We start from the raw sequence: 26,965 nt of genomic DNA on the forward strand, positions 1-26,965 counted from the left end.
GAGGCGCACACATGTCATCGATCCTCGACTCGTACTTCACGCTGATCACCGGCTTCATCCTGGACCTCGGCGGAGTTGCCGCGGCCCCCTTCGGTTCCGTCGCGGGCGCGCTGACTGCCGGCTTCCAGGGCGTCCAGGCCATCCTCGGCGCCACCGGCTCACTGGGCTGATCAGCCCGCAGGGCACCCCGCACCGTTGCCGCGACAACGATCCGGCACTTGCCGGTGCGTACCTCCACATCACTCACCGAAAACCGAAGGAGCATCATGGGATCCATCGAAGCGCTCAACAACCTGTTCATCGGCAGCCTGTCCAACAACTTCCAGAACGTTCTCAACGTTCTGAGCGCTCTGAGCGGCGGCTACGTGGGCAGCTTCCCGACGGAGAACTGACCGCACACACGCGACACACGGCGCCGCGCCTTCTGGTGCGGCGCCGTGTGGCGTCTATGCGTTTCCGGGGCAACCTCTTACACTTCAGGCTCGGCGCACGGCGGAGATCGACGTACGCTCCCGACCTGAATCGCTGGCCCCGAAGGACATCGAGAATGACGAGTCGCGGCAGTTCCCCACGCAGCAGCACACCCACGCACCCGAAGCGAGCCGCGTGCGCACTCGTCTTCACGGCCGCACTGGCCGCGGTCTCGGTTGCCAGTGCGCCCATTGTTTTCGCCGCAGTGCCCGCCGGCGAACTGGTCGCGCAGGGCGCGCAGGCCTCGATCGTCAACGCCACCAACGCGACCGACCGCCTCGTGCTTTTGACCGTCGATTCCCCTGCGATGGGGCGCGAAGTGCCGGTGAACGTCATGATCCCGGCGGACCGTTCCGAATCCCGGGGCGTCTTCTATCTGCTCGACGGGAATTCAGGTCAGGACGCCAGTACCAACTGGCTCGATCCGCGCAGAGGGAACGCGGAGGAGTTCTTCGTGGACAAGAACGTCTACGCCGTGATGCCCGTCGGGGGAACCGGCAGCCTCTACTCGGACTGGGACAGCGACCACCCCAAGTTCGGCCAGACCAAGTGGGAGACCTTCCTGACCGAGGAGTTGCCCCCGCTGATCGATGCACAGTTCGACACCAACGGACGCAACGTCATCGGGGGGATCTCGTCCGGCGCCCAGGGCGCCCTGATGCTCGCGTCGAGGACGCCCGGCCTCTACACCGGCGTCGTCGGCTACAGCGGCTGCTACCTCACCGAAGGGCCCGTCGGGAAGGCGCTCACGGACCTCGTGGTTCTCAACGGTATGGCCAACTCCGAGATGATGTGGGGCCCGCAGGGCAACGACAACTGGCGCGCACACGATCTGTTCCGCAACGCATCCCAACTGGTCGGCAAGAAGATCTACTTGTCCTCCGGCAACGGACTTCCCGGCCCCCACGAATCCCTGGACCACCAGGGAATCGCACAGACCGTGGTGGTGGGCGGGCTTCTCGAGGCAGGCTCGAACCTGTGCACCGACCAACTGACACAGGCACTTCGGGACGCCGGTGCCGACGTGACGCGGAGCGCACAACCAGTGGGCGTCCATGCCTGGCCGTACTGGCGTGACGAACTGGTCCGCTCGTGGCCGACGGTCGACTCCGCTCTCCGCTAGTCGGCGACCGAACATTTGGTATCGATAGGACGAACCGACCGGTCGTTGGTACAGTCAGCGGGCACGCGCAATTGCGCGCGCAGAACTCGGCACACATATTCCTGTCGGGATCTCGACAGGAATACGTGGCCGCAACCTGTCGGGAGTAGAAATGGGTTCCTTAGCGAACATCTTCGATTCCGTCCAGTCGATCGAGCTGGCGGGAAGCACGGTCAAGGCCATCCTCGACTGGGTGGGTGGCATCGTCACGAGCAGTGGGGCCTGATCCAGCCCGCGCTCCATCGATCAACTGTGTGTGATCCCGACGCGATCACAACCCGATTCGCATCACTCGACTGGCAGCGCCTCGCCCGAGACCTGCAACGATACGGAGGTTGGACATGACTTCGCTCGCAGACCTGATCAAGATTCCCGTGATGAGCCTCGACGCCCTGGGCGTCGGTTTGCTCAATTCGTTCCGCAACTTGATCGATTACGCAGGCCTCGCACTCAGCTGAGGCCAGCGACGCAGCACCGCCTGCGTCCACCGAATCCCGAGGGCCCGTGCGTTCACGCACGGGCCCTCGGCGCATTCATCACCAGACAACTCGGCCAATTCAGACAATCGGTCGTTTGTCCAAAAGGAGCGCAATTGTTTGCGCATTCCGCCACAAAGAGACCAACCGATTGTTACCGTCTCAACTGTCACAAGCCGGTCCGGCTTGACGACGATCGTGCACCCGCTCACGCGGAGGCGCATTGACCGCACTGACACAAGGAGACTCACATGGGATCGCTCGAAGGCCTGTTCGCCAATTCCTCGGCCGCGCTGGATCAGCTGCTCGGCACCATCACCGGGTCGGTCGAGGGCATCCTCGGCATCTTCGGCAGCTGACGCCCGATCGCGTCTGCCGAGTCCTGAACTCGGCGACCAGGCTCTCCTAGGGAGCACCCCACATCTCGCAGGCCGAAGGCACGGCCCTGCACCAATTTCGGAGGTTCAACATGGGTTCCATCGGCACCGCTATCCAGATTCCGCTCGGCAGCGCCGACACCGTCCTCGCCGGCCTGATCAACTCGGTCACCGGTGTCATCGCCGGCTTCGGCACGCTCGTCGGCGAGGCTCTCGGCAGCCTCAACGGCATCAGCGGATAGGCACAACAGCTTTCAACGACGGCCCGCGCGGATCACCGCGCGGGCCCTCGTTCGTCATCGCTCCTGGAGCAGATCCTGCAGTCCGCCGGCCTCTGTGACCGGTCTCTCACACACGAATCCCCGGCACACATAGGCCGTGGGAGCCCCGTCGATCTGTGGCCGATCCGCCAGCAACGGCGCCGAATCGACACGCCCCGCAACGACGACGGCACCACCGGGCGCGAGGCGTCGCGCCTGCCTCGACAGCTCGGACGGCGCGTCCTCCGACACCGCGATCTGGATGGGACCGCGCACCCACGCCTCCGCGACGGCGAGCCAGTGCCCCGCCGATCTCGGTGCCCGCTGCAGAACGACGGCCGCGCGGGACAGCGAATCGGCTGCCGCCGTCGCGTATCTCGACGAGTCGGCGGCGTCGGACAGCGCTGCAGCGGTCATCAGTGCCTCGGTGACGCTCGACGCCCCGGACGGCGTCGCTCCGTCGAGCGGATCACGCGGACGGGTCACCAGAACCTCGGCATCGTCCGCGGTGTCGAACCAACTCCCCGGCTGGTCGGGATCGGCGAAGTGGTCGATCGCGGTGTCCAGCAGTGACATCGCGGAATCGAGCCAATCCGGATCGCCGGACACCTGGTGCAGAGCCAGCAGGCCCGTGGCCAGGGCCGCGTAGTCCTCGAGGATGCCCGCGGGCTCGCCCACCACCCCGCCGAGCGATGCCCGGCGCAATCGTCCGTCCACGAGGTGTATCGAGAGCACCATCCGCGCGCATTCCTCGGCGGCTTCGACCCAGTCACCGCGGCCGAGCGCACCACCCGCCTCGGCGAGGGCCGTGATCGCCAACCCGTTCCAGGCCGTGACGACCTTGTCGTCCCGTCCGGGTTGTGGCCGGCGGTCCCGCGCGGCAAGTAGGCGTGATCGGACGTCGGCCAGTCGGTCGATGTCCGTCGGATCCGCGAGCAGTTGCAGCACCGACGTGCCGTGTTCGAAGGTGCCCGCGTCCGTCACCGCGAGCGTCTCCGCAGCCCACGCCCCGTCGGTGTCGCCGAGGACGTCGACGATCTGCTGCGGCGTCCAGGCGTAGGTGAGGCCCTCTTCGCCATCGGTGTCGGCGTCGAGCGCCGAGGCGAACGAACCCGCCGGAGTCCGCAGGTCACGCAGAAGGAAGTCGACAGTCTCCTCGACAACGCGGTGCGCGAGCGCGGAACCGGTCCGCCGCGCGAGATGGGCGTAGAACCGCAGCAGCAGGGCGTTGTCGTAGAGCATCTTCTCGAAGTGCGGCACCACCCACTCGGCGTCCACCGAGTAGCGCGAGAAGCCGCCACCGAGCTGGTCGTAGAGGCCACCGCGGGCCATCGCGTCCGCGGTGCGCTCGATCGCCCGGAGCGTCGGTTCGGCCGACGTCCGCTCGTACGACCGCAGCAGGCCCTCGAGCAGCATCGACGGCGGGAACTTGGGGGCGCCGCCGAATCCACCGCGGTCGCGGTCCTCGTCGCGCAGCACGCTTGCGACCGCGCCCGACAGCAATGGGACGCCGATCTGCGTCCCACCGGCAGGCAGCGCACCGCTGCTGCGGCGCAACTCCGCCACCACCGAGGCGGCGGCATCGTCGACGTCGCCGCGACGGTTGCGCCACGTGTCGGTGACGGCGTGGAGCAGCTCGGTGAACGACGGCATCCCGCCGCGTGGCTGTTTCGGGTAATAGGTGCCGCAGTAGAACGGGGCGCCGTCGGACGTGAGGAAACACGTCATCGGCCAGCCGCCCTGGCCCGTCATCGCCACCGTCGCGTTCATGTAGACGGCGTCGAGGTCGGGACGTTCCTCGCGGTCGACCTTGATGCACACGAAGTGCTCGTTCATCACGGCCGCCGTCGCGTCGTCCTCGAACGACTCGTGCGCCATGACGTGACACCAGTGGCAGGCCGCGTAGCCGATCGACAAGAGGATCGGCACATTGCGTTCCCGCGCCCACGACAGCGCGTCGGGGCCCCACTGGTGCCAGTGCACCGGGTTGTCGGCGTGCTGACGCAGATAGGGACTGGTCGCATCGCCGAGCGTGTTGCGGTCGCGAGCCCCCGGCGCTGTCACGAGTGTCCTAGCTCGCAGGCTTAGCGGGCGGGTCCTGCTCTGTCTTGTGCTCCGGCTCTGTCACCTCGGTGATCGAGGCGCCTCGCTCGGTGCCCTCGTCCGCCGCCTGATCGGCCTCGGGGTGTTCTGGCTCGAACGTGTCCGGCAGCTTCCGCAGCTGCTTGTTCATCGAACGGATCAGCAGGACGGTGCCGACCAGCAACGCCACGACGAGCACCAGTCCGAGCGGCGATGCCTTGCCGAATTCGGGTCCCTGCGGGCTACTCGGCGTACTGGTCCCCTGTGCCAGGAGCTCCCACGCCAACGTCGTCATCACTACTGCTCATCCTCCACAATGCCCGCGAAAAGGTCGTTCTCCGGGATCGCCGTGTGCACCCGGGTCTTGGCCAACTCGAACTCCTCGGTCGGCCAGATCTTCTGCTGAATGTCGAGCGGCACCGCGAAGAAGGACCCGTTGGGATCGATCTGGGTCGCGTGGGCCCGCAACGCATCGTCGCGCTGCGGGAAATAGTCGCCGCACTCGATCTGCGTGGTCACGCGCGCCATCAGGTCGCCCTGCTCGGTCTTCCACTTCTTCAACCACTCGGCCATGGGGAAATCCTCCCCGCGACGCTCGTACTCCTCCTGGAACTGGACCAGGCGCTTACGGATGAACCCGTGCGAGTAGTAGACCTTCTGCACCTCCCACGGCTCACCGGCGTCGGGGAACTGTTCCGGGTCTCCTGCCGCGTCGTACGCGGCCATCGACACCTCGTGGCACTTGATGTGGTCCGGGTGCGGGTAGCCACCGTTCTCGTCGTACGTGGTCATCACGTGCGGACGGAACTCGCGGATCACCTTCACCAGCGCCTCGGTGGGTACCTCGAGGGGTTCGAGCGCGAAGCATCCCTCCGGCAGCGGGGGCTTCGGATCGCCCTCGGGAAGGCCGGAGTCGACGAACCCGAGCCACGTCTGCTGCACCCCGAGGATGCGGGCGGCCTCGGCCATCTCCTCCTGACGCACCTCGGTCATCCGGTCGCGGATACCGGGGACATCCATCGCGGGGTTGAGAATGTCACCACGCTCGCCACCCGTCAGGGTCACCACGAGCACCTCGTTGCCCTCGGCGGCGTAACGGGCCATCGTGGCCGCGCCCTTGCTCGACTCGTCGTCGGGATGGGCATGAACGGCCATGAGTCGGAATCCGCTCACGTGTGTCTTCACCTCAGCTTCGCGTGTCACTGTCGTGGCGTGTCACCTGCAGTGTCCGACAGCCACCACTCGCGGGGCGCCGTCGTCCTTCCCCTATAGTTCCACCTGACACATACGACCGTCTGTCGTACCCCCGCTACCCGCGGCAAACGACGACTCCGACGGCCCCGCAACAGGCCCCTGACCGACGGCGCGAGAGCAGAGTGATGAGCAGTACCCCCTCCCCGGACCGCTACGGAACCGAGCGCCGGAAGTCCGGCCCGCGCCCGTGGGGCAAGTGGCTACTGACCGGTCTCGTCATTCTCGCCGGCATCGGAATCGCCTACATCGGTTACACCAAGTTCTCGGTCAAGGATGTCGAGGGCAAACAGGTGGCGTTCGACATCGTCGACGACCGGACGATGAAGATCCAGTTCACCGTCACGCGCGAGAACCCTTCCGAGCCTGCGGTCTGCATCATCCGAACCCGCTCCAAGGACGGCTCGGAGACCGGTCGCCGCGAGGTGTACGTCGCACCGTCGGATTCGCAGACCGTCGAGATCACCGCGCCCGTCTACGCTTCGCAACAGCCCGCGATGGGCGATTTGTACGGCTGCAGTTCCACCGTTCCGGACTACCTTCGCGCGGGTTGATCGGGGTACCGATCGGTCTTCGTTCCGATCGGTCGAAAACCCTCATCGTGCTAAAATGAGTCGATACACGGTTCCATGGGAGCCGTGTATTGCTGCATTGACGGCAGGACGAGTCTGCTCACGCGGTGGGCGTACCCCGGGGGATCTTCGCCACGGACTAGAGCCGGCCTGCCCGTTGATCGTTGCTGTTCGCAGCGATCTGCCGAGGGAGTCCATCCGGACTTCGAATACAAGGGAGTGATCGAGAATGACCGAGACCCAGGTGACCTGGCTTACTCAGGAGTCTCACGACAGGCTCAAGAATGAGCTCGACCAGCTCATCGCCAATCGTCCGGTCATTGCCGCCGAGATCAACGAGCGTCGCGAGGAGGGTGACCTCAAGGAGAACGGCGGTTACCACGCCGCGCGCGAGGAGCAGGGCCAGCAGGAGGCGCGCATCCGCCAGCTGCAGGAACTGCTGAACAACGCGAAGGTCGGCGAGGCGCCCACGCAGTCCGGCGTCGCCCTCCCCGGCTCCGTCGTCAAGGTCTACTACGAGGGCGACGAGTCCGACACCGAGACCTTCCTCATCGCGACCCGTGAAGAGGGCTCCCGCGACAACAAGCTCGAGGTCTACTCGCCCAACTCCCCGCTGGGCGCAGCGCTGCTCGAGGCCAAGGTCGGCGAGACCCGCGAATACACCCTGCCCAACGGCAGCCGCATGAAGGTCACCCTCCTGAGCGCGGAGCCGTACCACGCCTGATCGCGCCTCCATGACGTGAAGAAAACCCCGGTTCGGGCCTCCGCCCGAACCGGGGTTTTCTCATCTCTCCGCGAGACTCACATCACCCGGCGCGCCTTCATGCCGTCGAAGATGGGGCCGACCTTGACCACGTCGCCGAACGTGGGCGCATGGACCATCATGCCGTTGCCCATGTAGATGCCGACGTGTCCGGGACCGCCGGCCTTCCAGTTGCCGAACACCAGATCGCCGGGCTGCGCTGCGGCCATCGGGATCTCGGTGCCCACCGCCCACTGAGTCTCCGACGTTCGCGGCAGCGACACCTTGCCCCCGGAGGCGGCGAACATGGCGTACGACGTCAGACCCGAGCAGTCGAAGCCGCCCATCGTGGGACCGGTGATGTTGCCGCCGCCCCACACATAGGGCAGGCCCAGGTACCGCATCGCGAGTTGGACGATGGCGCCGCCGATGCCACTGGTAGGCAGGCTGATGTCGAGATTGAAGTTCGCGAACGGCGAGAGCAGTTGCTCGAACTGCGCCTCCGACGCACGGATCTTCTGAATGTACGGCCCGCTCTGGTCCGCCGCATCGTCCGCACCCGACGGCACTCCGCCGGCCTTGCGGACCGCGCGGGTGCCCGCGTTGAACGCGGCCAGCGCGAGGTCGAGGGTGTCGCCTTGGACCAGTCCCTCGGTCTTCCACGCCTCGACCTGGGCGTAGTTGTCGCACAGCATGTGTCCGGCGGCCATCACGGAGTCGGCCACCCCGAGGATGTCGGCGTTGCCGTCGCCGTCGGCGTCCTTGCCGTATTTGGCCCACTCGCTCGGCATGAACTTCGCGGGGCCTCGGCCGCCTGAGAGGGACACCGGCGCCGTGGGTCCGTACCGGAAATCGTTCTCTACCGAGAACAGCGCCGCGAGCGTGGGCGCCTTGACGCCGCCGCAGATTTCACCGGCCTGGCGCAGCCACGGGGCGAACACCGCGATGGAACCGACCTGCCCCAGAACGTTGCCGGGCGGAAGGATCGCCGGCAGTGTCGGCAGCGTCAGGCCACCGATCCCGGGCAGCGTGACCGTGGGAGCCGCGTCGGCGATGGCAACCGGAGCCGACACGACCGGCGCAGGTGCCGCCGGGGCAGCGACCACGGGCGGGGCAGGTTCGGGCGCAGGAGGTTCCACAGCCGGAGCCGAAGCGGTCACGGGCGGCTTCGGAGCTTCGAGTGCGGGGATGACACGAACGAGATCCGACGCCGCCTGCTGCCGCATCTCAGGCGGGAGCAGTGCGACGATGCTGTTGACCGGCTCGACCAACTGCGGCGCGGACTGCACTACGGCGGGTACTTGCGGCGCTTGGGGAGCCGGATCGGGTGTTGCCTTCGCGACCGCCGGGAAGGCGACACCTGTTACTGCTGCGACAGCCACGATGGCGGCTGCGGGCTCCCATGTCATACACCGCTCCTGGGGTCGTGCATCGCTTCCGAGGACTCACGGTAACGGGCAAACCGACTGTCGCGGGCGGGATTCGGGAAACCCTCCGCGTTTCGCGCACTTGTCGTCGACGGGTGTCGATCAGAAGCGACGACAAGTGCGCGAATCGCGAGTTCAGAGGCGTGTCAGCCGAGCGCCTGCTCGACGTCGGCCAGGAGGTCGACGGCATCCTCGATACCGACCGACAGCCGGACCAGATCCTCCGGCACCTCGAGCGCGGAACCGGCGGTGGACGCGTGCGTCATCGCGCCGGGATGCTCGATGAGCGACTCGACACCGCCGAGCGACTCGGCGAGCGTGAAGATCTGCGTGCGCGAGCAGAAGTCGAGCGCCGCCTGCTTGCCGCCCTTCAAACGCACCGAGATCATTCCGCCGAACCGGCGCATCTGCTTGGACGCCACCGCGTGGCCGGGATGCGACTCGAGACCCGGGTAGATGACGTGGGAGATCGCCGAGTGACCGGTGAGCAGGTCGACGATCTTCTCGGCGTTGTCGCTGTGCCGCTCCATCCGCAGCGCGAGCGTCTTGATGCCGCGCATCGTGAGGAAGGCGTCGAACGGGCCGGGGACCGCACCGGCGCCGTTCTGCAGGAACGCGAACTTGGTGTCGAGTTCCTCGTCGTTCGTCACCAGCGCGCCGCCGACGACATCGGAGTGCCCACCGATGTACTTCGTGGTGGAGTGCAACGCGATGTCGGCACCCAACTGCAACGGCTGCTGCAGGTACGGCGATGCGAACGTGTTGTCCACCACCAGCTTCGCGCCCGCGGCCTGCGCCACCTCGGAGATCGCAGCGATGTCGCCGATGTTGAGCAGCGGGTTGGTGGGTGTCTCGACCCACACCAACTTCGTGTTCGGACGGATCGCAGCACGGACGGCGTCGACGTCGGACACCGCGGCCGGCGTGTACTCGATTCCCCACTGCGTGAAGACCTTGTCGATGAGCCGGAACGTTCCGCCGTAGGCGTCGTTCGGGATGACGAGGTGGTCACCGGGGCGCAGCAGCGACCGCAGGACGCAGTCCGTCGCCGCCATGCCCGAGCCGAAAGCCCGACCGAACGTGCCCGATTCGAGCGCTGCGAGGTTGGCCTCGAGCGGACGACGAGTCGGGTTGCCGGTGCGCGCGTACTCGAAGCCGCCACGCATTCCGCCGACACCGTCCTGCGCGAACGTGGAGCTGGCGTAGATCGGCACGTTGACGGCGCCCGTCTGCGGGTCCGGCTCGTATCCGGCGTGGATGGCCCTGGTGGAGAAACCGCTGGAGAATCCCTGCTCACTCATAGCGACCAGCCTAGCGACTCGAAGATCAGGCTCCCGCGCTGAGGAACCCGAGCAGGTCGTGCCGGGTGATGACACCGACGGGCTTACCGTCGTCGACCACCATGAGCGCGTCGGTGTCACCGAGTGCCTTGGTGGCCGCCGACACCGGCTCCTGCGCACCGATCATCGGGAACGGCTTGCTCATGTGCTTCTCGACGGGATCGGCCAGCGCGGCGCGTCCCTCGAAGACCGCGCTGAGCAGATCCCGCTCGGACACGCTGCCCGCGACCTCGCCGGCCATGACCGGCGGTTCCGCACCGACGACGGGCATCTGGGAGACGCCGTACTCGCGCAGGATCTCGATCGCGTCGCGCAGCGTCTCGGACGGATGGGTGTGCACCAGGTCCGGCAGTTCGCCGGACTTGCCGCGCAGCACATCGCCCACGGTCCGCTCGCTGGTGTCGCCGTCGAGCGGGGTGCGCAGGAAGCCGTACGACGCCATCCACTCGTCGTTGAAGATCTTCGACAGGTAGCCGCGGCCACCGTCGGGCAGCAGCACGACGACGACGGCGTCCGGATCGCGCTCGGCGACCCGCAGCGCCGCGACGACGGCCATGCCGCACGAACCGCCGACCAGCAGGCCCTCCTCGCGGGCGAGACGACGGGTCATCTCGAACGAGTCGGCGTCGGAGACCGCGATGATCTCGTCCGGCACGGTCGGGTCGTACGCGGAGGGCCAGAAGTCCTCACCGACGCCCTCCACGAGGTACGGCCGGCCGGTGCCTCCCGAGTAGACCGAGCCCTCGGGGTCGGCGCCGATGACCTTGACCTTGCCGCCCGAGATCTCCTTGAGATAGCGGCCGGTTCCTGTGATGGTGCCGCCCGTGCCGACACCGGCGACGAAGTGCGTCACCTTGCCCTCGGTGTCACGCCAGATCTCGGGACCGGTGGTCTCGTAGTGGCTGTCCGGGCCGCCCGGGTTCGCGTACTGGTTGGGCTTCCAGGCGCCTGAGATCTCCTTCACCAGACGGTCGGAGACGTTGTAGTAGCTGTCGGGGTGTTCGGGCGCGACCGCGGTGGGGCACACCACGACCTCGGCGCCGTACGCCCGCAGGACGTTGCGCTTGTCCTCGCTGACCTTGTCGGGGCAGACGAACACGCACTTGTAGCCGCGCTTCTGTGCGACCAGGGCCAGGCCGACGCCGGTGTTGCCGGATGTCGGCTCGACGATGGTGCCGCCCGGCTTCAGCTCGCCCGACGCCTCGGCGGCGTCGATCATCTTGACCGCGATGCGGTCCTTCGAGCTACCCCCCGGGTTGAGGTATTCGACCTTCGCCGCGACGAGGCCCGAATTCGCGCCGACGACCGAGGACAGCTTGACCAGAGGTGTGTTGCCGATGAGATCGACGACGTGATCCGCGATGCGCATGCCCCCATGCTTCCAGATCCGATTCGGACAGGTGTCGCGAAGGGGCATCACCAGCGTCGACGGTTCCCCGGACCGGCCCACCCGGGCCACGCACGGCGACTAGATTCGGGGGTCCTACGCACTCTCGGAGGATGAGTCCGATGGACCGGTGGCGGACGGCCGCGAAGGCAGGGACGGCGGCCCTGCTGGCGGGCTCGGGTGCGGGCACCGCCTCCTGGGCCGCCTACACGTATCTGGTGTGGCAGGCCGGCGTCGCGCGCGGTCAGATCGTCCGGACCGGGCGGTGGCCCCCGGAGGCCGACGGCGTCTACACGGCCGGGTGCGCGCAATCCGAACGATGGCGCCGCGGCGTCGACGTCGACCTGCACCTGATGCTCTTCGGCGACTCGACGGCAGCCGGGATGGGCTGCACCGTCGCCGACGAGGTTCCCGGGGTGCTGCTGGCGCGCAGCCTTGCCGAACGCACCGGTGGTCGGATCCGACTGAGCACCAAGGCGATCCCGGGGGCCACATCACGCGGGCTCACCGGCCAGGTCGACGCGACGCTCGTCGCGGGCCCCGCGCCCGATGCGGCCGTGATCATGGTCGGCGCCAACGACGTCACCTCCGGGATGTCGCTGCACGGATCAGCCCGTCGGCTCGGCAGTGCAGTGGCGCGACTCCGGGACGCAGGCTCCGTCGTGGTGGTCGGCACGTGCCCCGATCTGGGCGTCATCACCGCGATCCCGCAACCCCTGCGCGCGATCGCGCACGGCTGGGGAGTCCAGTTGGCCCGGTTGCAGACGGCAGCCGCACGGACCGCCGGTGGCCACCCTGTTCCCCTCGGCCGGATCCTCGCGTCGTGCTTCCTCGAGGACCCCGCGACAATGCTGTCCGACGACCGATACCACCCGTCCGCGGCGGGCTATCGTCTCGTCGCCGATCGCCTCGGTCCGGCCCTGATGCGGGCTCTCGCTGAGTGGGACGGACATTCGTCACCGGGGCGCCCCGAACCCGTTCCAGAAATCGCCCCGTCGTACCAGGTGGCGGGCACAACATCCCTGGAAAACATGCTTCGAGTCCACCTGCACGTGCCCTTCGGGAGACGGCGAGGTGGTGATACAGCCCCGGCAACGTAAGTTCAAGGGCGAAGAGACCACCGTACGAAGGAGTTTCCATGCCCGAGGCAGTCATTGTCTCCGTTGCCCGCTCGCCCATCGGCCGCGCCGTGAAGGGCTCGCTGGCCAGCATGCGCCCGGACGATCTGGCAGCTCAGATGGTTGCCGCGGCGATCGCCAAGGTCCCCGAGCTCGATCCCGCCGAGATCGACGACCTGATGCTGGGCTGCGGTCTGCCCGGCGGCAAGGCCGGTTTCAACATGGGTCGCATCGTCGCCATCAAGCTCGGCTACGACACCCTCCCCGGCACCACCATCACCCGGTACTGCTCGTCGTCGCTGCAGACCACCCGTATGGCGCTGCACGCGATCAAGGCCGGCGAGGGTGACGTGTTCATCTCCGCCGGTGTCGAGTCGGTGTCCAGCTTCGCGGCCGGAAACTCGGATTCGCTGCCCGACACGAAGAACCCGTTCTTCGCCGAGGCCATGGAGCGTTCCGCTGTCGCCGCGCAGGGTGGCGTCCAGTGGAGCGACCCGCGCGAGAACGGCATCGTCCCGGACGCGTACATCTCCATGGGCCAGACCGCCGAGAACGTCGCTCAGCTGACCGGCATCACCCGCGAGGACCAGGACCACTGGGGCGTCCGCTCGCAGAACCGCGCGGAGGAGGCCATCAAGGCCGGCTTCTTCGAGCGCGAGATCACCCCCGTCACCCTGGCCGACGGCACCGTCGTCAGCACCGACGACGGCCCGCGCGCCGGCGTCACCTACGAGGCAGTCAGCCAGCTCAAGCCGGTCTTCCGCCCGGACGGCACCATCAATGCCGGCAACTGCTGCCCGCTGAACGACGGTGCTGCTGCTCTGGTCATCATGAGCGACACGAAGGCCAAGGAGCTGGGCCTGACCCCGCTGGCCCGCGTCGTCTCGACCGCTGTCACCGGCCTGTCCCCCGAGATCATGGGCCTGGGCCCGATCGAGGCCACCAAGAAGGCTCTCGCGCTCGCCGGCAAGTCGATCAGCGACATCGACCTGTTCGAGATCAACGAGGCCTTCGCGGTGCAGGTGCTGGGCTCGGCCCGCGCCCTGAACATCGACGAGGACAAGCTGAACGTCTCCGGTGGCTCCATCGCCATCGGCCACCCGTTCGGTATGACCGGCGCCCGCATCACCGCGACGCTGCTCAACAACCTGCAGACGCAGGACAAGCAGTTCGGCGTCGAGACCATGTGTGTCGGCGGCGGCCAGGGCATGGCAATGGTGCTCGAGCGCCTGAGCTAGTCCTTCGCTGAAACCGCGAACGGGCGGTTACTGCGCACGGCCCTCGGCCGTTGCCGCAGTAACCGCCCGTTCTGCGCTTCCAGGGTGTCCGCGGTGTCCGTGGGGTACGCAAACGGGCGGCCGCCGCTTTCGCGACGACCGCCCGTTCGTGTGGCGTGGTGAGACTAGTCGTTGTTGAAGTAGCTCAGCAGGCGCAGGATCTCGACGTACAGCCACACCAGGGTGACGGTGAGACCCAGAGCAACGCCCCACGCGGCCTTCTCCGGTGCCTGCGCGCGGATCAGCTGGTCGGCGGCGTCGAAGTCCAACAGGAAGCTGAACGCGGCGAGCGCGATGCAGACCAGGCTGAAGATGATCGCGACCGTGCCGCCGTCGCGCAGGCCGAAGCCGCCGTCGGTGAAGAAGCTGGCGATCAGATTGCCGACCATCAGCACCAGGACGCCGATGAGGCCGCCGATGATCATGCGGGTCAGGCGCGGGGTGACGCGGATGGCGCCGGTCTTGTAGACGACCAGCATGCCGAAGAACACGCCGAACGTGCCGAGGACGGCCTGGCCGATCAGGGCCGAGCCCCCGACGCCACCGAACTCGACGTTGGTGAACATGAACGACAGCGCGCCGAGGAACACACCCTCACACGCCGCGTACGCGAGCACGATCGCCGGGTTGTCCATCTTGCGACCGAACGAGGCCACCATCACCAGCACGAAGCCGATGAGGCCGCCGCCGATGACGAACGGGGCCGCGAGGTCGTTGTTCCCGTCGACGAGGAAGTAGGAGATGATCGCGGCCACGGAGAGCACACCGAGCGTGATCGCGGTCTTGGTGACGACGTCGTCGATCGTCATCGCGCGCTGAGTGGTCTGCTGGTACTGCTCGGGGGCGCCGTACTGCTGGCCGTACTCCTGCGCGACCTGCGCGCCGCCGGCCTGCGCGGATCCGAACGTGGCGTAGCCCGTGCCCTCCTGCTTGGGCAGGTTCTTGAACACCGGGTTGCTGGTGGTGCGCACCGTGAACATCCCTTCTCGTGGTCGTGTCTCGAGCCCGTCGGGCCCGAGTCGGCCGGGGTCGACCGGCGTCGTTGTCCGTAGAACGCACCGCAGGGGCAGGAAAGTTCCCACACCACGAAGATGACTTGGACAATTCGGACTCTACCGGGCGCCCGCAAGCGCCTGCCATTCGAGCGCCTGCCCAACGGTATCGCTGTCGGCCGCAATCCAGCGCGAAATGACGATCCGGAACACAATGAAGTCATGGGCATCGAAGAAGGACCAGACGACACATTGGACGTCAGCGAGAGCCTCGATTCCGACGAGGTCCGCAACGCAGACGGCGACGACGTGGTGGATCCGCCGGACCACTGGAGCGAGGCCAATCGATTCGGGACCACCCTCCGTGAGGCCGAAGAGGGTGAGAGCCTCGACCAGCGCCTGGCCGAGGAGGAACCGGATGTGCCGCCGTCGGGCGAGCAACGCGAGAACAGCGAGGACGACGACGAACTCCAGGGCGCCGAGATCATCGACGGCGTGATCGTGGAGGACGTCGGCCTGCACCGCGGCCAGGTCGACGGCGACGCGGCCGGCGGCGGGCCGATCGAGTAGCGGCTACGCCGAGCGCACCGACCGTGTGACGCTGAATTTCGGATTGCGTCCGACCACCTCGGTGCGCCCCACCGTGCGGGCCAGCACACTCTTGTATTCGAGGTGCGAGTTGAACACTGTCCACATCTCGCCGCCGGGACGCAGGACGCGCCCGGCCTCGGCGAACATCTTGTCGGCCACGCCGGTGTGAACCGCGGCGCCCACATGGAAGGGCGGATTGCAGACGATCAGGTCGACGCTCGCGTCCGGAATAGATGCCATCGCGTCGTCGCGCAGTCCCCGAATCCGATCGCCGACGCCTGCAGCACGGGCGGTTGCCTCCGCGGAGGCAACCGCCGCCGCCGACTGGTCGGTGGCGACAACCTCGATTCCGGGACGCGCTGATGCGAGGGCGACGGCCAGGATGCCGGTGCCGCATCCGAGGTCGACCGCGGATCGCGCCTCGGGCAGCGCGCGGGGCAGGAACTCGAGCAGGTACCGGGTGCCGATGTCGAGGCGGGTGCCGGCGAAGACGGCACCGTGCGCGAAGACATCGACGCCCAGCTCGTCGAGGTGGTCCGAAACCGGGAAGCGCGCAGCCGTCGAGATCTCTCGTGGTGTGTCGGCAATCAGCACCCGCGACTTCTGACGGCCGCGGCTGGCGCGCACGTCGACGAAGGACCGCCCCAGGACCTCGTTCATCGTCGGGGTGATGTGCTTGTCGCGTCCACCGGCGAACACGACCACGCCGGGATCGGCGAACCGGGCGATCGCGTCGGCGATCTCGTCGAGTTCGTCGAGGCTGCGCGGTAGCTGCAGTAGGACGACGCGGGCGCCGGTCAGCAGTTCCTTCCCCAGCCCACACGACCGGTAGCTGGCCGCCAGCTCGAACGTCGCCGCGTTGTTCGCGAGCGCGCGCTCGCCGGTGAGCGGGTCCTGGTAGACCCGGATCCCGGTCACGCCGAACCGAACGGCAGTGCCCAGGGTGAGCGCCCCGTAGTGGTCGCCGATCACGACGATCGAATCGCCCGGAGTCGAGCCCAGGGCGTCCGCCGCCTCGTCGAGGATCAGCCGGTCCGCCGCGTCGACGGCGAACAGGTTGGGAGCCTCGATGTCGGGGAATCGACGCATGAGGGTGAACAGGTTTTCGGCGGAGAGCATGACCACAAGTGTCCTCGACCCTCCGCGACCGGACGCGTTCGGCCTCAGTGTCCACTCCTGGTCCGCTTCTTGCCGAGTTGTGCGGGATTCCGCGTATGCCGGACGAAAGTGGGCATCGCCGACATCGGGTGGAGTGAGGAGTCGGTCGGGCGGACACTGGATTCCGGGTGACACAACTCCGGATCGAAGGGACCACCATGAACCGACTGGTCGACAAGAAGATCGTGATCACCGGCGCCGCGAGCGGGATCGGGCGGGCCGCGGCGGGCTTGATGGCAGCGGAGGGGGCCCGGGTATTGATCGCCGACCTCGACGCGGACGCCGCTGGTGAGGCGGCCGAGCAGATCGGCCTCGAGGGCGGTCGGGCGGTGGGTATCGCGGTCGACGTGATGGACGAGAAATCGATGGCCGCGATGATCGACCGCGCGGTCGCAGAGTTCGGTGGCCTCGATGTGCTGTGCAACCACGTGGGCGGAAGCAATCCGCGCACCGACCTGGACCTGCTGCGCATGGATCTGGCCGAGTGGGACCGCGCGATGGCACTCAATGCGCGCAGCACGGTCGTCGCGTCACGTCTGGCGCTGCCGCACATGATCGAGGCCGGCGGCGGATCGATCATCAACACGGTGTCGGTCGCCGGACTCACCGGCGATGTCCTCCAGTGCGCCTACGGGGCGTCCAAGGCTGCGGTGATCCGCCTGACCCAGTACATCGCCACCCAGTACGGCCGACGCAACGTCCGCTGCAACGCGATAGCACCGGGCGCGATCATGACGCCCGCCCTGCGCGACAACCTGCCGTCGGACGTGATTGCCGACATCCGCGATCACAACGCCCTGGACCTGATCGGCGATCCCGACGACATCGGCTGGGCGATGGTGTATCTCGCGTCCGACGAGTCCCGCTACATGAGTGGGCAGACGCTCGTGCTCGACGGCGGTCTCACCGCTCAGAGTCCGATCGCAGCGAGCCGACGCGTCCTGCTCGACGACTGAGGCTCACACGGGACTGGGCCTCAGACGGTGACGCGTTCACCGAGGAATGCGTCGATGTGCTGCCACGTGGTGTCCTTCGCGCCGGGACCGGCGAGCAGGCCGAGATGGCTGCCGGGCGCCGTCTCGAACCGCACCGACGGCGATCCGGTCAGGACGTCGACTATCGCGCCGACCGAGTCGGCGGTAGCGATGACGTCGCCGGTGCCACCGACCGCGAGCACCGGCACGGCGAGTTCGGCGAGCTTGATAGTGTTGACACCCAGCGTGATCCGGCCCTCGAACATCCCGTTACCGAGAACCAACTCCTCCGCCATCTGATAGAAGAGTCGACCCGGATAGCCGGGCATCTCGGCCATGAACCGGTCGATGGCCTCCATCCGGGCGAGGGTTTCGGTGTCGTGCAGGTTGTTCGCGACGAACCACGGCTTGAGCAGTTCGCGCTGCGGTGCGGTGGCGCGGTACGCGATCTGGACCAGCGGCGCGGGCAACCCGCCCATGAGCCGCGTCAGTTCGGTGACCGGGCGGTGGCCCGTGACGTTCCCGACCGCCCGCGCGACAGCCATCGTCGGGATCTTGGAGTAGTCGATCGGGGTACCGAGCGCCGTGACCGACGCAATCGGCAGGTCGGGGTGCGCCGACGCCGTGAGGAGCGAGATCGTCCCGCCGAGGCTCCAGCCGACGACGTCGACCGGGACACCGCCGTGCAGGTCACTGACCCGCCGCAGCGCGCCCGGGACGATGTCGTCGATCCACTCCTCGAATCCGAGGTTCCGGTCGGCGTAGCCGATGGTCCCGTAGTCGACGACGTACGGCGTGCGACCAGCCTCGGCCAGGTGCGCGACGAGGGACTGCCCGGGGCGCAGGTCGTAGCAGTGCATCGGCACCGCGAGCGGCGGCACCAGCAGCACCGGGGCACCTGCGGACCCCGGCCCGTAGCGGTGCAGATCCCGGTGCTGCTCACGATGGATCAGCACGGACGGCGTCCGCTCCACAGGCGCGACACCACCACCGAACGTCAGCCCCCACGCGTTGCGCAACGACGTGTTCAGCCGCGATCCCCAGTTCGATTCCCGCACGACTCTCCCCTGCCCTGTCGACCTTCGTTGCGAGCATCTTACCGGCGAGTCAGTTAGGGCCGCTGCTGCGCCAGCAACTCCTCGAAGGGCACCACGTCGGCGAAGTGGTCCACAGGACGAACCCGCTCACGTAACGCCATCGCCGCGGCCAGTTCGTCGCCGGCGCGGGCGATCCGCCGCGCGAGCGCCTGGTCGCCGGATCCCGCCCAGTCCTCGGAGGCCGCGTAGACCGCCGTCGGGACGACGCCCGCACGCAGGTAGGCGAACATCGGGCGGATGGCGTGGTCGAGCGCGAGCGAGTGCCGCGCGGTGCCACCGGTCGCGCCGAGCAGGGTCGGCATGCCGTCGAGCATCCCCTGCTCGAGAACGTCGAAGAACGACTTGTACAGGCCGCTGTACGACGCGTTGAAGATCGGGGTCACCGCGACGATGCCGTCGGACGACGCGACCCGCTCGACGACGGATCGCAGTGCGCCACCGGGGAATCCGGTGAGCATGTTGTCGACGAGCGCGTGCGCGTGATCGCGGAGCTCGACCACTTCGACATCCGCCCCGATGCCGCGCTCGCCGAGCGCGGCGACCGTAGCGGCGGTGAGCCGGTCGGCGAGCAACCGGCTCGACGACGGCTGCGTCAGCCCCGCGGAGACCACCGTCAGGGTTCTGGTCTGTGCGTCGGTCACGACAGCACCCCCGCTTCCCTGCCCGCTAGCAGGCTCGCGTGCGTGGGGGCGTCGGGCACGTGCGCGGGCCGCATCGCATCCATCTCGCGCCGCAGCACGGGTACGACTTCCTCGCCGAGGAGGTCCAACTGCTCGAGAACCGTCTTCAGCGGCAGCCCGGCATGGTCCATCAGGAACAGCTGACGCTGGTAGTCGCCGAAGCTCTCCCGGAACGTGAGGGTCTTGTCGATGACCTCCTGCGGGCTACCGACGGTGAGCGGAGTCTGGTCGGTGAACTCCTCGAGCGACGGTCCGTGGCCGTAGACCGGGGCGTTGTCGAAGTAGGGCCGGAACTCGCGGACCGCGTCCTGCGAGTTCTTGCGCATGAACACCTGACCACCGAGTCCGACGATCGCCTGGTCGGCCGACCCGTGACCGTAGTGCTCGTAGCGGCGGCGGTAGAGGTCGATGAGCTGAACGAAGTGCTCCTTGGGCCAGAAGATGTTGTTGGCGAAGAAGCCGTCGCCGTAATACGCAGCCTGCTCGGCGATCTCGGGACTGCGGATCGACCCGTGCCACACGAACGGCGCGACGCCGTCGAGCGGACGCGGCGTCGACGTGAAGCCCTGCAACGGCGTCCGGAACCGGCCTTGCCAGTTCACGACGTCCTCACGCCACAGTTTGTGCAGGAGCGCGTAGTTCTCGATCGCGAGCGGAATGCCCTCACGGATGTCCTTGCCGAACCACGGGTACACGGGTCCGGTGTTGCCGCGTCCGAGCATGAGGTCGACACGCCCGTCGGCCAGGTGCTGGAGCATCGCATAGTCCTCGGCGATCTTCACCGGATCGTTGGTGGTGATGAGCGTCGTGGACGTCGAGAGCATGATCCGCTCGGTGCGGGCCGCGATGTAGCCGAGCAGGGTCGTCGGCGACGACGGCACGAACGGCGGATTGTGATGCTCGCCGGTGGCGAAGACGTCGAGGCCGACCTCTTCCGCCTTCTCCGCGATCGCGACCATCGCCTTGATGCGCTCGGCCTCGGTCGGTACGCGACCGGTGGTGGGATCCGCGGTCACGTCGCCGACGGTGAAGATTCCGAACTGCATGCCTGCCTCCAAACTATTTTAAAGTTCAACCATATGCCACGAACCGCGCCGCCACGCGGATTATTCCGCCCGCATCCTTGACGTTCCCGCCGAACCGTCATTGACTGCAGTCGAGGGTCACCGTCACCACCACTTCAGGGGGTCGCATGCGGGTCACGCACGAGGTCACCAACCAGGTTCCGCCGTTGATCGACTACGACGCGGCCGACTATCCGCCGCTCCTCGAGGCCCTGCAGCGCGAGGGCGCACATCACGCGCTCGACGAAGTGCATCGCGTCGGACGACTCGCGGGCGGCTCCGAGGCTCAGGCACTGGGCGACCTGGCGGAGGCTCATCCCCCGGTCCTGCGCACCCACGATCGCTACGGGAACCGGGTCGACGAGGTCGACTACGACCCCGCGTACCACCAGTTGATGGACACCGCGGTGGAACTGGGCCTGCACGGCGCCCCCTGGGCGGATCCCCGACCGCAGGCGCACCTTATCCGCGCCGCCAAGAACGCCGTGTGGGGGCAGGTCGATGCCGGTCACGGGTGCCCGATCTCGATGACGTACGCCGTCGTCCCCGCGCTGCGCCACAACCCCGAACTGGCCATGCAGTACGAACCGCTGCTCACCGCCAAGGTGTACGACCCCGAACTGCGCGCCCCCCTCACCAAGCCAGGCCTCATCGCCGGCATGTCCATGACCGAGAAGCAGGGCGGCTCCGACGTCCGCGCCGGCACCACCCGCGCGGTCCCCCAACCCGACGGCTCCTACCTGCTCACTGGCCACAAGTGGTTCACGTCCGCGCCGATGTCGGACGTCTTCCTTGTGTTGGCGCAGGCGCCGGACGGTCTGACGTGCTTCCTGCTCCCCAGGATCCTGCCCGACGGGTCCCGCAACGCTATGTACCTACAGCGACTCAAGGACAAGCTCGGCAACCACTCCAACGCGAGCAGCGAGGTGGAGTACGACGAGGCCGTCGCTTGGCGCGTGGGCGACGAGGGTCGCGGCGTGCGCACCATCATCGAGATGGTCAACATGACGCGCCTCGACTGCACGATCGGCACCTCGACGGGCATGCGCGTCGGCATCGCGCAGGCCGCGCACCACGCGGCGCACCGCAGCGCCTTCGGCGCACACCTGATCGACCAACCACTGATGCGGAACGTGCTCGCGGACCTCGCTGTCGAATCGGAGGCGTCCACCACCGTCGCGATGTGGCTCGCGGCACTCACCGACCGCGCCGACAACGGCGACCCGCAGGCGTCGATTCTGCGCCGCGTCGCCCTCGCCGTGAGCAAGTACTACGTGTGCAAGCGCGGCCCCGCACACGCGGCGGAGGCCCTGGAGTGTCTGGGCGGCAACGGCTACGTCGAAGAGTCCCGGATGCCGCGGCTGTACCGGGAGGCGCCACTGCTGTCGGTGTGGGAGGGGTCGGGCAACGTCGCTGCCCTCGACGTCCTGCGCGCAATGGCCCGTCAGCCCGAATCCGTCGAGGCGTTCTTCGACGAACTCGACGACAGCGCCGGCGGCGACCACCGTCTCGACTCCTCGGTGGAGAAACTCAAGGCATCGTTCGCGGACGTCGCGACGTTGGAACACCGCGCCCGCAGTGTCGTCGGCGAGATGGCCCTCGCGCTGCAGGGCGCGCTGCTCGTCCGGCACGGACATCCGTCTGTCGCGGACGCCTTCTGCGCGAGTCGACTGTCCGGCGAGTGGGGCACCGTGTTCGGCACCCTGCCGACCGGCCTCGATCTGACCTCGATCATCGACCGGGCGACCCCGAAGGTCGGTTCCTGAAGAACTCGCACCACCACGTTCGCCACGTCATAGTGGAGGTATGAGCGACGAACTCGATGCGCAGCCCGAAGTGACTCCGGATCACGATCTCCGCCGCTACGAGATCAGGGTCGGTGACGCGACCGCCGGATTCACCCAGTTCATCGACAGCGGCGACCAGCGGATCTTCTTTCACACCGAGATAGAGGAACGCTACGCCGGGCGCGGCCTGGCCGGAACTCTGATCCGTGCGGCGCTCGACGACACAGTCGCGCACGGTAAGCGGATCGTGCCGATCTGCCCGTTCGTCGCCGGATTCCTCGACAAGCACGACGACTTCAAGGGGTTCGTCGATGCCGTCACACCGGCCGCCCAGCAAGTGGTCATCGAATCCCAACGCTGATCGCGGCCCACCGAACTCCCTCGAACACGAACAGGCCCCACTCCGCACAAGGGAGTGGGGCCTGTCGTCCTGACATCGCCCTATTCAGGCGAGATCGGGATCAGATCGCGTTGATGTTCGTGGCCTGGGGGCCCTTGGCGCCCTGGCCCAGATCGTAGGAAACGCGCTGGTTCTCTTCCAGGCTGCGGAAGCCGCCGCCCTGGATCTCCGAGTAGTGCGCGAACACGTCAGCGCTGCCATCCTCGGGAGCGATGAAGCCGAAGCCCTTTTCAGCGTTGAACCACTTGACGGTGCCGTTTGCCATTCCATACTCCTCTTGCTTGCCGATCACGAACCGCCGATCTTTGAGCGATCCGGGCCGATACTGCTGAAAGCGTTATCCGAAGAGGAGATCGATCCCCGCAACTAAGCGAATTGTGCGCGCAGACGCGCGGGCACAAGTCACTTTGACCGCACTCAGTGAATCACACTCGAGACGGGAAGTCGACGCGTTTGGGATCACTTTGTTGGACAAAGAATCCTCCGGACCCTCCTCGCGCGCCGCTGACGCAGCCCGCGGACGCGGTGACGTGGCGAACCCGGCGGTCGGTCCGACGGGGGGTGTGACCAAGTCGACGGATCTCACGCAGCCAGAAATGAGCCGCGAGAGTCGTCTGGGAGTTCGCACCCGCGTCATACGACGGACCATCGACGGTGGCAACGAGCCCTTCCGCGAGCGCAGCGATCCTGAGATTGTTCTCCTGCGAGTGCCGCATCAATTGCTGCGCGGCGAGGTCGCTGTCGCATCGATAGAGGATGCCGACTATCTCCAGCGCACGGGCACGGACCGCAGCGGACCCACCGCCCGACATCCCCCGACGTGCCCCCGCTGGCGTCGGACGGTCGGCGTCCGACGACGGGATGAAGTTGTGGTGCATGGAAGTTCCTTCGTGGTCATCGCGAGTTCATCTCGGCGACAACACGTATCGGCGCGCAATGACGCCTGTGACTGAGATCGTTCGGTCGAAGATCGACTCGACTCGCGAGCACTCGACCGGTGAGTTCGTGAGGAGATCAGGGGTTCGTCGCTTCGGCCGCTCAGGATCGATATCCGAGCTGACACACCGACTCAATGGCGCACCTGACATTCCCACTGTACCCGATCTACCTCCCGAAAGCCCCTCCACCACCTGGGGAACGCCCGGTTCACGAAGCCTCGTCGCCGCACCCCGCAGCCGCGCAGACGTCCCGACACAACCTCCCCCTTCCGCCCACAGCTGAGCGAATCCATCTCCCCTGCAGAAGGTTCGGACGCACGGGCAGCGGGCGCGACGGGGCGACAAAAAGCCGACGACGAACGGTCCGACGGATCTATCGCGACCTGAGCGATGCGGCTCTTTCGGTCCGCTACGCGACGCACCTTCTCCACTCGCCCCGCGATCGATACGATGAGGGTGGAGAGCGGTGCTGGGCAGCATTCACGCGAACGGCAGCATCGCAGCGGCCTCAGGCCAACACAATCGCCCTTGCGGCCGCGGGCCGAAAGGATCGACCGATGGCACAGGAGCACGCCCACCCGCACCGCCCTGGTGCCGGACGACGCACCCTCGCAAGGACTCTCGTCGCCGGAGCACTCATGGCCATGCCGCTCGGAGTCCCAGCCGCGGCGGCGGCATCCGAACCCGCGCAGACATCGGGCGGCCCGCCCGCCGTGACGGCGGCCTCGGCAGGTCTCGACCACGCGGCCGCCTGCCGACGCTGGCAGAATCCCAACGCCTACGGGCATTGGCACTGCCGGTGACGTCGGCGAATATGTGAAACTGCCCCGGCATGCAAACGGGACAGCTGGAGTGAAGAGTCGACCGATCGGTCAAAATTGCACGTGGCCGAAGGTCCCGCCCACCGAAACTCCGGTGGACGGGATCCCCGATGCCATGTGCCGTCGGACGGCGGGACGGAGGTGCCCCCAGTGGGACTCGAACCCACACTCGGCGGATTTTAAGTCCGCTGCCTCTGCCAATTGGGCTATGGGGGCCCACCACCGGCCCGACTCCGGTGGCCACGACAGTGGAAACCAAGGAACAGTGTAAGCGGCACAAACAGTGAGCTAATTCACGACCCACCCAGTAGGACTGACATTGCAATTCCGTCCAGAATGTCGTGCTCGCTGACGATCAGCTCGTCGATGCCCGCGCGCCGCGAGAGTTCGTCGGCGAGGACGGTGGTGACGATGGCGCCTCCGCCGATAACGTCCACCCGCCCCGGGTGCATGGGCCCGAGAGCTGCGCGCTCGTCGTGTGTCATGGACACCAGGCGGTTCGCGACGTCGTGCACCTGTCCGAGGCTCAGCCGTGACAAGTGGACGCGCTCGGGGTCGTACTCCGGCAGATCCTGCGCGACGGCCGACAGCGTCGTCATGGTGCCGGCGACTCCGACCCACGTGCGGGCCTGCTCGACGGGCACCCGCGCGAAGGCCTGGGCCAGACGCTCGGACGCAAACGCGCGGGCATCGTCGACCTGCTCGGCGGTGGGCGGGTCGTCGTGCAGGCACCGCTCGGTGACCCGCACACACCCGACATCGGTGGAGTACGCGGCATGGACACCCGTGTCGTCGCCGAGCACCACCTCGGTGGATCCGCCACCGAGATCGACCACCACGAACGGGCCGTCGGACGCGTCGAGCTCGCCGACGGCACCCGAGAACGACAGTCGCGCTTCCTCGTCGCCGGTGATGACCTCCGCCTCGGCACCGGGGATCACGGCGCCGAGGATCTCACGGGTCATCGCGAAGAAGTCCTCACGGTTCGATGCGTCGCGGGTGGCCGATGTCGCGACCATACGGACTGCGGTGGCACCGGTGTCACGGATGATCTCGGCGTACTCGCTCAACGCGATCCGCGTGCGCTCGATCGCCTCCGGCGCGAAGGCCCCCGTCGCGTCGACGCCCTGGCCGAGGCGCACGATCCGCATCAGTCGGGTGACGTCGGTGAGCCGGCCGTTCTCGTCGGCATCGGCGACGAGCAGACGGATCGAGTTGGTGCCGCAGTCGATCGCGGCAACCCTGGTCATTCGCCGTCTCCGGCGTCGGCCGGCCCCTGGTACTCGGGCCAGTCGGCGGGAATCGCGGTGCCTCGCAACTTACCTCGCGCGGCGAGAGAGACGGACTCGTCACCGAACGGGTTGACGCCCGGGCCCTTGGCAAGCGAGTGCGCCATGAGCACGTGCAGGCACTTCACCCGGTCCGGCATTCCGCCACCGGTGAAATCGGTTCCCAGGGAATCGATCTCGTTACGCTCCGCGAGATAGGACTCGTGAGCGGCGCGGTACGCGGCGGCGAGTTCCGGATCGGTGCCCAGACGCTCGGTCATCTCGCGCATCACGCCGGCCGACTCCTGACGGCTCGCCTCGGCCGTCAGTCGCGGGTCGGTCAAGTAGTAGAGGGTGGGAAACGGCGTGCCGTCGGGCAGCCGAGGGGCGGTCTTCACGACGCCGGGCTGACCGTCCGGGCAGCGGTACGCGATGGCGAGCACGCCCCGCGGAACACGACCCAGCTGGGCTTCCACGGCGTCGAGGTCTTCCTGGGGGACGGACGATTCGCTCACCCGGTGGGTACTCCTGGTTCTTCTGATGCGGGGGCCGGCACCACGGGGGCGACCGGCGGTGTCTCTGTTTCGACCTCGATGACGGGCACCGGCTCGGTGAGTCGCTGCCACAGATCGCTGTGCCAGGCGCCGGTCGAGGGCGGCGGCGGTGGTGCGTCCTTCTTCGGCGGCTTCCAGTCGCCGGGCAACTGCACCTTGTACGGCGTCTCGCCGGGGCGGACCAGGCCGAGCCGCTCGCGGCCCTGCGCCGCGATCCACGCCGGATCCTCGATCTGCTCCTTCTGGCGGCGCAGTTCGTCGAGTTGCTGCTCGAGCGCCACCTGCTCGGAGGCAAGGCGATCGGCCTCGGAGCGCTGCGTGAGGTACGTGCGCAGCGGCATCGCCAACGTGAGCGCGAGCGCGCAGATCACGACGCCGAGGATGACCGCCCGTCCGGTCGACAGCCCGAAGAATGTGCGCTCGGGCCGGGCCGGTGCCGACCGACGTCCCGCACCCGCTCGTGACGAGCGGGTGCGGGACGCGGCGGCGGGTTGCGTATCGGCGCCACCGGTTGTGCCACCGTCGGCGTCGAGAGGACTCGACGCCGACGGGTCGACATGTCCGGTGGAGGCGGTAGGCGTGCCGGCACGGTTGCGGCGGGGCCTGCGATAGCCCTGCCCGGCCCCGGCACCGTGGCGCTCGGGACGCCCACCCGGAGAGGGGCGACCCGACCGCGACCTACCGCGCTGACTCATCTGC

Annotated in this window: 28 protein-coding genes and 1 tRNA gene; 13 read left to right on the forward strand and 16 right to left on the reverse strand. The window is 67.6% G+C overall.

All coding sequences use genetic code 11. The annotated features are described in order from the left end of the window. Positions 1 to 11 precede the first annotated feature (11 nt). The 4 genes from C8K36_RS24730 (at position 12) to C8K36_RS24735 (ending at position 2,728) form a co-directional block, all read left to right on the forward strand. Positions 12 to 170, forward strand: coding sequence for a hypothetical protein (locus C8K36_RS24730; protein WP_181319472.1), 159 nt, complete (start codon positions 12 to 14; stop codon positions 168 to 170). 96 nt (positions 171 to 266) lie between these two features. Beyond that, entirely contained in the window at positions 267 to 392 is a 126-nt protein-coding gene (locus C8K36_RS25115) for a hypothetical protein (protein WP_258195328.1), read from the forward strand. Positions 393 to 547: 155 nt separating this feature from the next. Then, positions 548 to 1,594, forward strand: coding sequence for an alpha/beta hydrolase (locus C8K36_RS08480; protein ID WP_107984030.1), 1,047 nt, complete (start codon positions 548 to 550; stop codon positions 1,592 to 1,594). Positions 1,595 to 2,578: 984 nt separating this feature from the next. Further along, the gene (locus C8K36_RS24735) at positions 2,579 to 2,728 is read left to right on the forward strand and encodes a hypothetical protein (RefSeq protein ID WP_181319473.1); all 150 of its coding nucleotides are present in this window, start codon (positions 2,579 to 2,581) and stop codon (positions 2,726 to 2,728) included. 54 nt (positions 2,729 to 2,782) lie between these two features. Here C8K36_RS24735 and C8K36_RS08485 read toward each other — a convergent pair whose 3' ends face one another. The 3 genes from C8K36_RS08485 to mca are packed head-to-tail and all read right to left on the reverse strand — an operon-like array spanning position 2,783 to position 6,001. Next, positions 2,783 to 4,810, reverse strand: a complete 2,028-nt coding sequence (locus tag C8K36_RS08485; protein WP_107984031.1) for a thioredoxin domain-containing protein — start codon at positions 4,808 to 4,810, stop codon at positions 2,783 to 2,785. A gap of 7 nt (positions 4,811 to 4,817) precedes the next feature. Further along, positions 4,818 to 5,123, reverse strand: coding sequence for a hypothetical protein (locus tag C8K36_RS08490; RefSeq protein ID WP_107984321.1), 306 nt, complete (start codon positions 5,121 to 5,123; stop codon positions 4,818 to 4,820). Positions 5,124 to 5,125: 2 nt separating this feature from the next. Further along, entirely contained in the window at positions 5,126 to 6,001 is an 876-nt protein-coding gene (mca, locus tag C8K36_RS08495) for a mycothiol conjugate amidase Mca (protein WP_107984322.1), read from the reverse strand. Positions 6,002 to 6,207: 206 nt separating this feature from the next. Here mca and C8K36_RS08500 point away from each other — a divergent pair, with 206 nt between their 5' ends. Next, the gene (locus tag C8K36_RS08500; RefSeq protein WP_107984032.1) at positions 6,208 to 6,633 is read left to right on the forward strand and encodes a DUF4307 domain-containing protein; all 426 of its coding nucleotides are present in this window, start codon (positions 6,208 to 6,210) and stop codon (positions 6,631 to 6,633) included. Between the two features lie 247 nt (positions 6,634 to 6,880). Beyond that, on the forward strand, positions 6,881 to 7,375 hold the full coding sequence (gene greA / locus C8K36_RS08505; RefSeq protein ID WP_107984033.1) for a transcription elongation factor GreA: 495 nt from the start codon (positions 6,881 to 6,883) through the stop codon (positions 7,373 to 7,375). A 77-nt stretch (positions 7,376 to 7,452) separates the two neighbouring features. Here greA and C8K36_RS08510 read toward each other — a convergent pair whose 3' ends face one another. From C8K36_RS08510 to C8K36_RS08520, 3 genes are all read right to left on the reverse strand, one after another. Next, on the reverse strand, positions 7,453 to 8,802 hold the full coding sequence (locus C8K36_RS08510; RefSeq protein WP_107984034.1) for an NlpC/P60 family protein: 1,350 nt from the start codon (positions 8,800 to 8,802) through the stop codon (positions 7,453 to 7,455). Between the two features lie 164 nt (positions 8,803 to 8,966). Beyond that, entirely contained in the window at positions 8,967 to 10,121 is a 1,155-nt protein-coding gene (locus tag C8K36_RS08515) for a cystathionine gamma-synthase (protein ID WP_107984035.1), read from the reverse strand. Between the two features lie 25 nt (positions 10,122 to 10,146). Continuing rightward, positions 10,147 to 11,529: a cystathionine beta-synthase gene (locus C8K36_RS08520; RefSeq protein WP_107984036.1), complete on the reverse strand. Its 1,383-nt coding sequence runs from the start codon at positions 11,527 to 11,529 to the stop codon at positions 10,147 to 10,149. Positions 11,530 to 11,669: 140 nt separating this feature from the next. Between C8K36_RS08520 and C8K36_RS08525 the strand changes: the two genes are divergently transcribed. After that, positions 11,670 to 12,647 (forward strand): SGNH/GDSL hydrolase family protein, encoded by a 978-nt coding sequence (locus C8K36_RS08525; protein ID WP_107984037.1) that lies wholly within the window; start codon positions 11,670 to 11,672, stop codon positions 12,645 to 12,647. 38 nt (positions 12,648 to 12,685) lie between these two features. Next, positions 12,686 to 13,903, forward strand: coding sequence for an acetyl-CoA C-acetyltransferase (locus C8K36_RS08530; protein WP_107984038.1), 1,218 nt, complete (start codon positions 12,686 to 12,688; stop codon positions 13,901 to 13,903). 164 nt (positions 13,904 to 14,067) lie between these two features. Here the strand turns inward: C8K36_RS08530 and C8K36_RS08535 are convergent, their stop codons facing one another. Further along, entirely contained in the window at positions 14,068 to 14,913 is an 846-nt protein-coding gene (locus C8K36_RS08535; protein ID WP_181319474.1) for a Bax inhibitor-1/YccA family membrane protein, read from the reverse strand. A gap of 243 nt (positions 14,914 to 15,156) precedes the next feature. Here C8K36_RS08535 and C8K36_RS08540 point away from each other — a divergent pair, with 243 nt between their 5' ends. Then, a complete protein-coding gene (locus C8K36_RS08540) occupies positions 15,157 to 15,504 on the forward strand; it encodes a hypothetical protein (protein ID WP_107984040.1) in 348 nt (115 codons plus the stop codon). Between the two features lie 3 nt (positions 15,505 to 15,507). Here the strand turns inward: C8K36_RS08540 and C8K36_RS08545 are convergent, their stop codons facing one another. Next, on the reverse strand, positions 15,508 to 16,644 hold the full coding sequence (locus C8K36_RS08545; protein WP_107984323.1) for a class I SAM-dependent methyltransferase: 1,137 nt from the start codon (positions 16,642 to 16,644) through the stop codon (positions 15,508 to 15,510). Between the two features lie 197 nt (positions 16,645 to 16,841). On the opposite strand from C8K36_RS08545, the gene C8K36_RS08550 reads away from it, so the two are divergent. Then, a complete protein-coding gene (locus tag C8K36_RS08550; protein ID WP_107984041.1) occupies positions 16,842 to 17,639 on the forward strand; it encodes an SDR family NAD(P)-dependent oxidoreductase in 798 nt (265 codons plus the stop codon). A 20-nt stretch (positions 17,640 to 17,659) separates the two neighbouring features. Here C8K36_RS08550 and C8K36_RS08555 read toward each other — a convergent pair whose 3' ends face one another. The 3 genes from C8K36_RS08555 to C8K36_RS08565 are packed head-to-tail and all read right to left on the reverse strand — an operon-like array spanning position 17,660 to position 20,480. After that, the gene (locus tag C8K36_RS08555; protein ID WP_107984042.1) at positions 17,660 to 18,715 is read right to left on the reverse strand and encodes an alpha/beta fold hydrolase; all 1,056 of its coding nucleotides are present in this window, start codon (positions 18,713 to 18,715) and stop codon (positions 17,660 to 17,662) included. 53 nt (positions 18,716 to 18,768) lie between these two features. After that, on the reverse strand, positions 18,769 to 19,395 hold the full coding sequence (locus C8K36_RS08560; protein WP_107984043.1) for an FMN reductase: 627 nt from the start codon (positions 19,393 to 19,395) through the stop codon (positions 18,769 to 18,771). Beyond that, positions 19,392 to 20,480, reverse strand: a complete 1,089-nt coding sequence (locus tag C8K36_RS08565; protein WP_107984044.1) for an LLM class flavin-dependent oxidoreductase — start codon at positions 20,478 to 20,480, stop codon at positions 19,392 to 19,394. Before C8K36_RS08565 ends, C8K36_RS08560 begins: the two co-directional genes overlap by 4 nt. 146 nt (positions 20,481 to 20,626) lie before the next feature. On the opposite strand from C8K36_RS08565, the gene C8K36_RS08570 reads away from it, so the two are divergent. Next, positions 20,627 to 22,264, forward strand: coding sequence for an acyl-CoA dehydrogenase family protein (locus C8K36_RS08570; RefSeq protein WP_107984045.1), 1,638 nt, complete (start codon positions 20,627 to 20,629; stop codon positions 22,262 to 22,264). A 40-nt stretch (positions 22,265 to 22,304) separates the two neighbouring features. Continuing rightward, entirely contained in the window at positions 22,305 to 22,646 is a 342-nt protein-coding gene (locus C8K36_RS08575) for a GNAT family N-acetyltransferase (protein ID WP_107984046.1), read from the forward strand. Positions 22,647 to 22,746: 100 nt separating this feature from the next. Here the strand turns inward: C8K36_RS08575 and C8K36_RS08580 are convergent, their stop codons facing one another. Next, the gene (locus C8K36_RS08580; RefSeq protein ID WP_107984324.1) at positions 22,747 to 22,950 is read right to left on the reverse strand and encodes a cold-shock protein; all 204 of its coding nucleotides are present in this window, start codon (positions 22,948 to 22,950) and stop codon (positions 22,747 to 22,749) included. Positions 22,951 to 24,180: 1,230 nt separating this feature from the next. Between C8K36_RS08580 and C8K36_RS24530 the strand changes: the two genes are divergently transcribed. Then, positions 24,181 to 24,426, forward strand: a complete 246-nt coding sequence (locus C8K36_RS24530) for a hypothetical protein (RefSeq protein ID WP_146176471.1) — start codon at positions 24,181 to 24,183, stop codon at positions 24,424 to 24,426. A gap of 160 nt (positions 24,427 to 24,586) precedes the next feature. Here the strand turns inward: C8K36_RS24530 and C8K36_RS08590 are convergent. The 4 genes from C8K36_RS08590 to C8K36_RS24740 all read right to left on the reverse strand — a co-directional run bounded on the left by C8K36_RS08590 (position 24,587) and on the right by C8K36_RS24740 (position 26,961). After that, positions 24,587 to 24,660: transfer RNA gene (locus tag C8K36_RS08590), tRNA-Leu, on the reverse strand. Between the two features lie 77 nt (positions 24,661 to 24,737). Next, a complete protein-coding gene (locus C8K36_RS08595) occupies positions 24,738 to 25,694 on the reverse strand; it encodes a Ppx/GppA phosphatase family protein (protein WP_107984048.1) in 957 nt (318 codons plus the stop codon). Further along, positions 25,691 to 26,227: a DUF501 domain-containing protein gene (locus C8K36_RS08600; protein ID WP_107984049.1), complete on the reverse strand. Its 537-nt coding sequence runs from the start codon at positions 26,225 to 26,227 to the stop codon at positions 25,691 to 25,693. The genes C8K36_RS08595 and C8K36_RS08600 overlap by 4 nt, the downstream gene beginning before the upstream one ends. Beyond that, positions 26,224 to 26,961 carry an FtsB family cell division protein gene (locus tag C8K36_RS24740; RefSeq protein WP_181319475.1) on the reverse strand — a complete coding sequence of 246 codons (738 nt, stop codon included), beginning with the start codon at positions 26,959 to 26,961 and terminating at the stop codon, positions 26,224 to 26,226. Before C8K36_RS24740 ends, C8K36_RS08600 begins: the two co-directional genes overlap by 4 nt. Between the last annotated feature and the right edge of the window lie 4 nt (positions 26,962 to 26,965).

The organism is Rhodococcus sp. OK519 (assembly GCF_003051005.1).
Taxonomy (GTDB): Bacteria; Actinomycetota; Actinomycetes; order Mycobacteriales; family Mycobacteriaceae; genus Prescottella.

Coding starts and splice junctions, on each gene's coding strand:
- C8K36_RS24730 (WP_181319472.1), top strand. CDS start 12: ATGTCATCGATCCTCGACTCGTACTTCACGCTGATCACCGGCTTCATC.
- C8K36_RS25115 (WP_258195328.1), top strand. CDS start 267: ATGGGATCCATCGAAGCGCTCAACAACCTGTTCATCGGCAGCCTGTCC.
- C8K36_RS08480 (WP_107984030.1), top strand. CDS start 548: ATGACGAGTCGCGGCAGTTCCCCACGCAGCAGCACACCCACGCACCCG.
- C8K36_RS24735 (WP_181319473.1), top strand. CDS start 2,579: ATGGGTTCCATCGGCACCGCTATCCAGATTCCGCTCGGCAGCGCCGAC.
- C8K36_RS08490 (WP_107984321.1), bottom strand. CDS start 5,123: ATGACGACGTTGGCGTGGGAGCTCCTGGCACAGGGGACCAGTACGCCG.
- C8K36_RS08500 (WP_107984032.1), top strand. CDS start 6,208: ATGAGCAGTACCCCCTCCCCGGACCGCTACGGAACCGAGCGCCGGAAG.
- greA (WP_107984033.1), top strand. CDS start 6,881: ATGACCGAGACCCAGGTGACCTGGCTTACTCAGGAGTCTCACGACAGG.
- C8K36_RS08510 (WP_107984034.1), bottom strand. CDS start 8,802: ATGACATGGGAGCCCGCAGCCGCCATCGTGGCTGTCGCAGCAGTAACA.
- C8K36_RS08515 (WP_107984035.1), bottom strand. CDS start 10,121: ATGAGTGAGCAGGGATTCTCCAGCGGTTTCTCCACCAGGGCCATCCAC.
- C8K36_RS08520 (WP_107984036.1), bottom strand. CDS start 11,529: ATGCGCATCGCGGATCACGTCGTCGATCTCATCGGCAACACACCTCTG.
- C8K36_RS08525 (WP_107984037.1), top strand. CDS start 11,670: ATGGACCGGTGGCGGACGGCCGCGAAGGCAGGGACGGCGGCCCTGCTG.
- C8K36_RS08530 (WP_107984038.1), top strand. CDS start 12,686: ATGCCCGAGGCAGTCATTGTCTCCGTTGCCCGCTCGCCCATCGGCCGC.
- C8K36_RS08540 (WP_107984040.1), top strand. CDS start 15,157: ATGGGCATCGAAGAAGGACCAGACGACACATTGGACGTCAGCGAGAGC.
- C8K36_RS08545 (WP_107984323.1), bottom strand. CDS start 16,644: ATGCTCTCCGCCGAAAACCTGTTCACCCTCATGCGTCGATTCCCCGAC.
- C8K36_RS08550 (WP_107984041.1), top strand. CDS start 16,842: ATGAACCGACTGGTCGACAAGAAGATCGTGATCACCGGCGCCGCGAGC.
- C8K36_RS08565 (WP_107984044.1), bottom strand. CDS start 20,480: ATGCAGTTCGGAATCTTCACCGTCGGCGACGTGACCGCGGATCCCACC.
- C8K36_RS08570 (WP_107984045.1), top strand. CDS start 20,627: ATGCGGGTCACGCACGAGGTCACCAACCAGGTTCCGCCGTTGATCGAC.
- C8K36_RS08575 (WP_107984046.1), top strand. CDS start 22,305: ATGAGCGACGAACTCGATGCGCAGCCCGAAGTGACTCCGGATCACGAT.
- C8K36_RS08580 (WP_107984324.1), bottom strand. CDS start 22,950: ATGGCAAACGGCACCGTCAAGTGGTTCAACGCTGAAAAGGGCTTCGGC.
- C8K36_RS24530 (WP_146176471.1), top strand. CDS start 24,181: ATGGCACAGGAGCACGCCCACCCGCACCGCCCTGGTGCCGGACGACGC.
- C8K36_RS08595 (WP_107984048.1), bottom strand. CDS start 25,694: ATGACCAGGGTTGCCGCGATCGACTGCGGCACCAACTCGATCCGTCTG.
- C8K36_RS24740 (WP_181319475.1), bottom strand. CDS start 26,961: ATGAGTCAGCGCGGTAGGTCGCGGTCGGGTCGCCCCTCTCCGGGTGGG.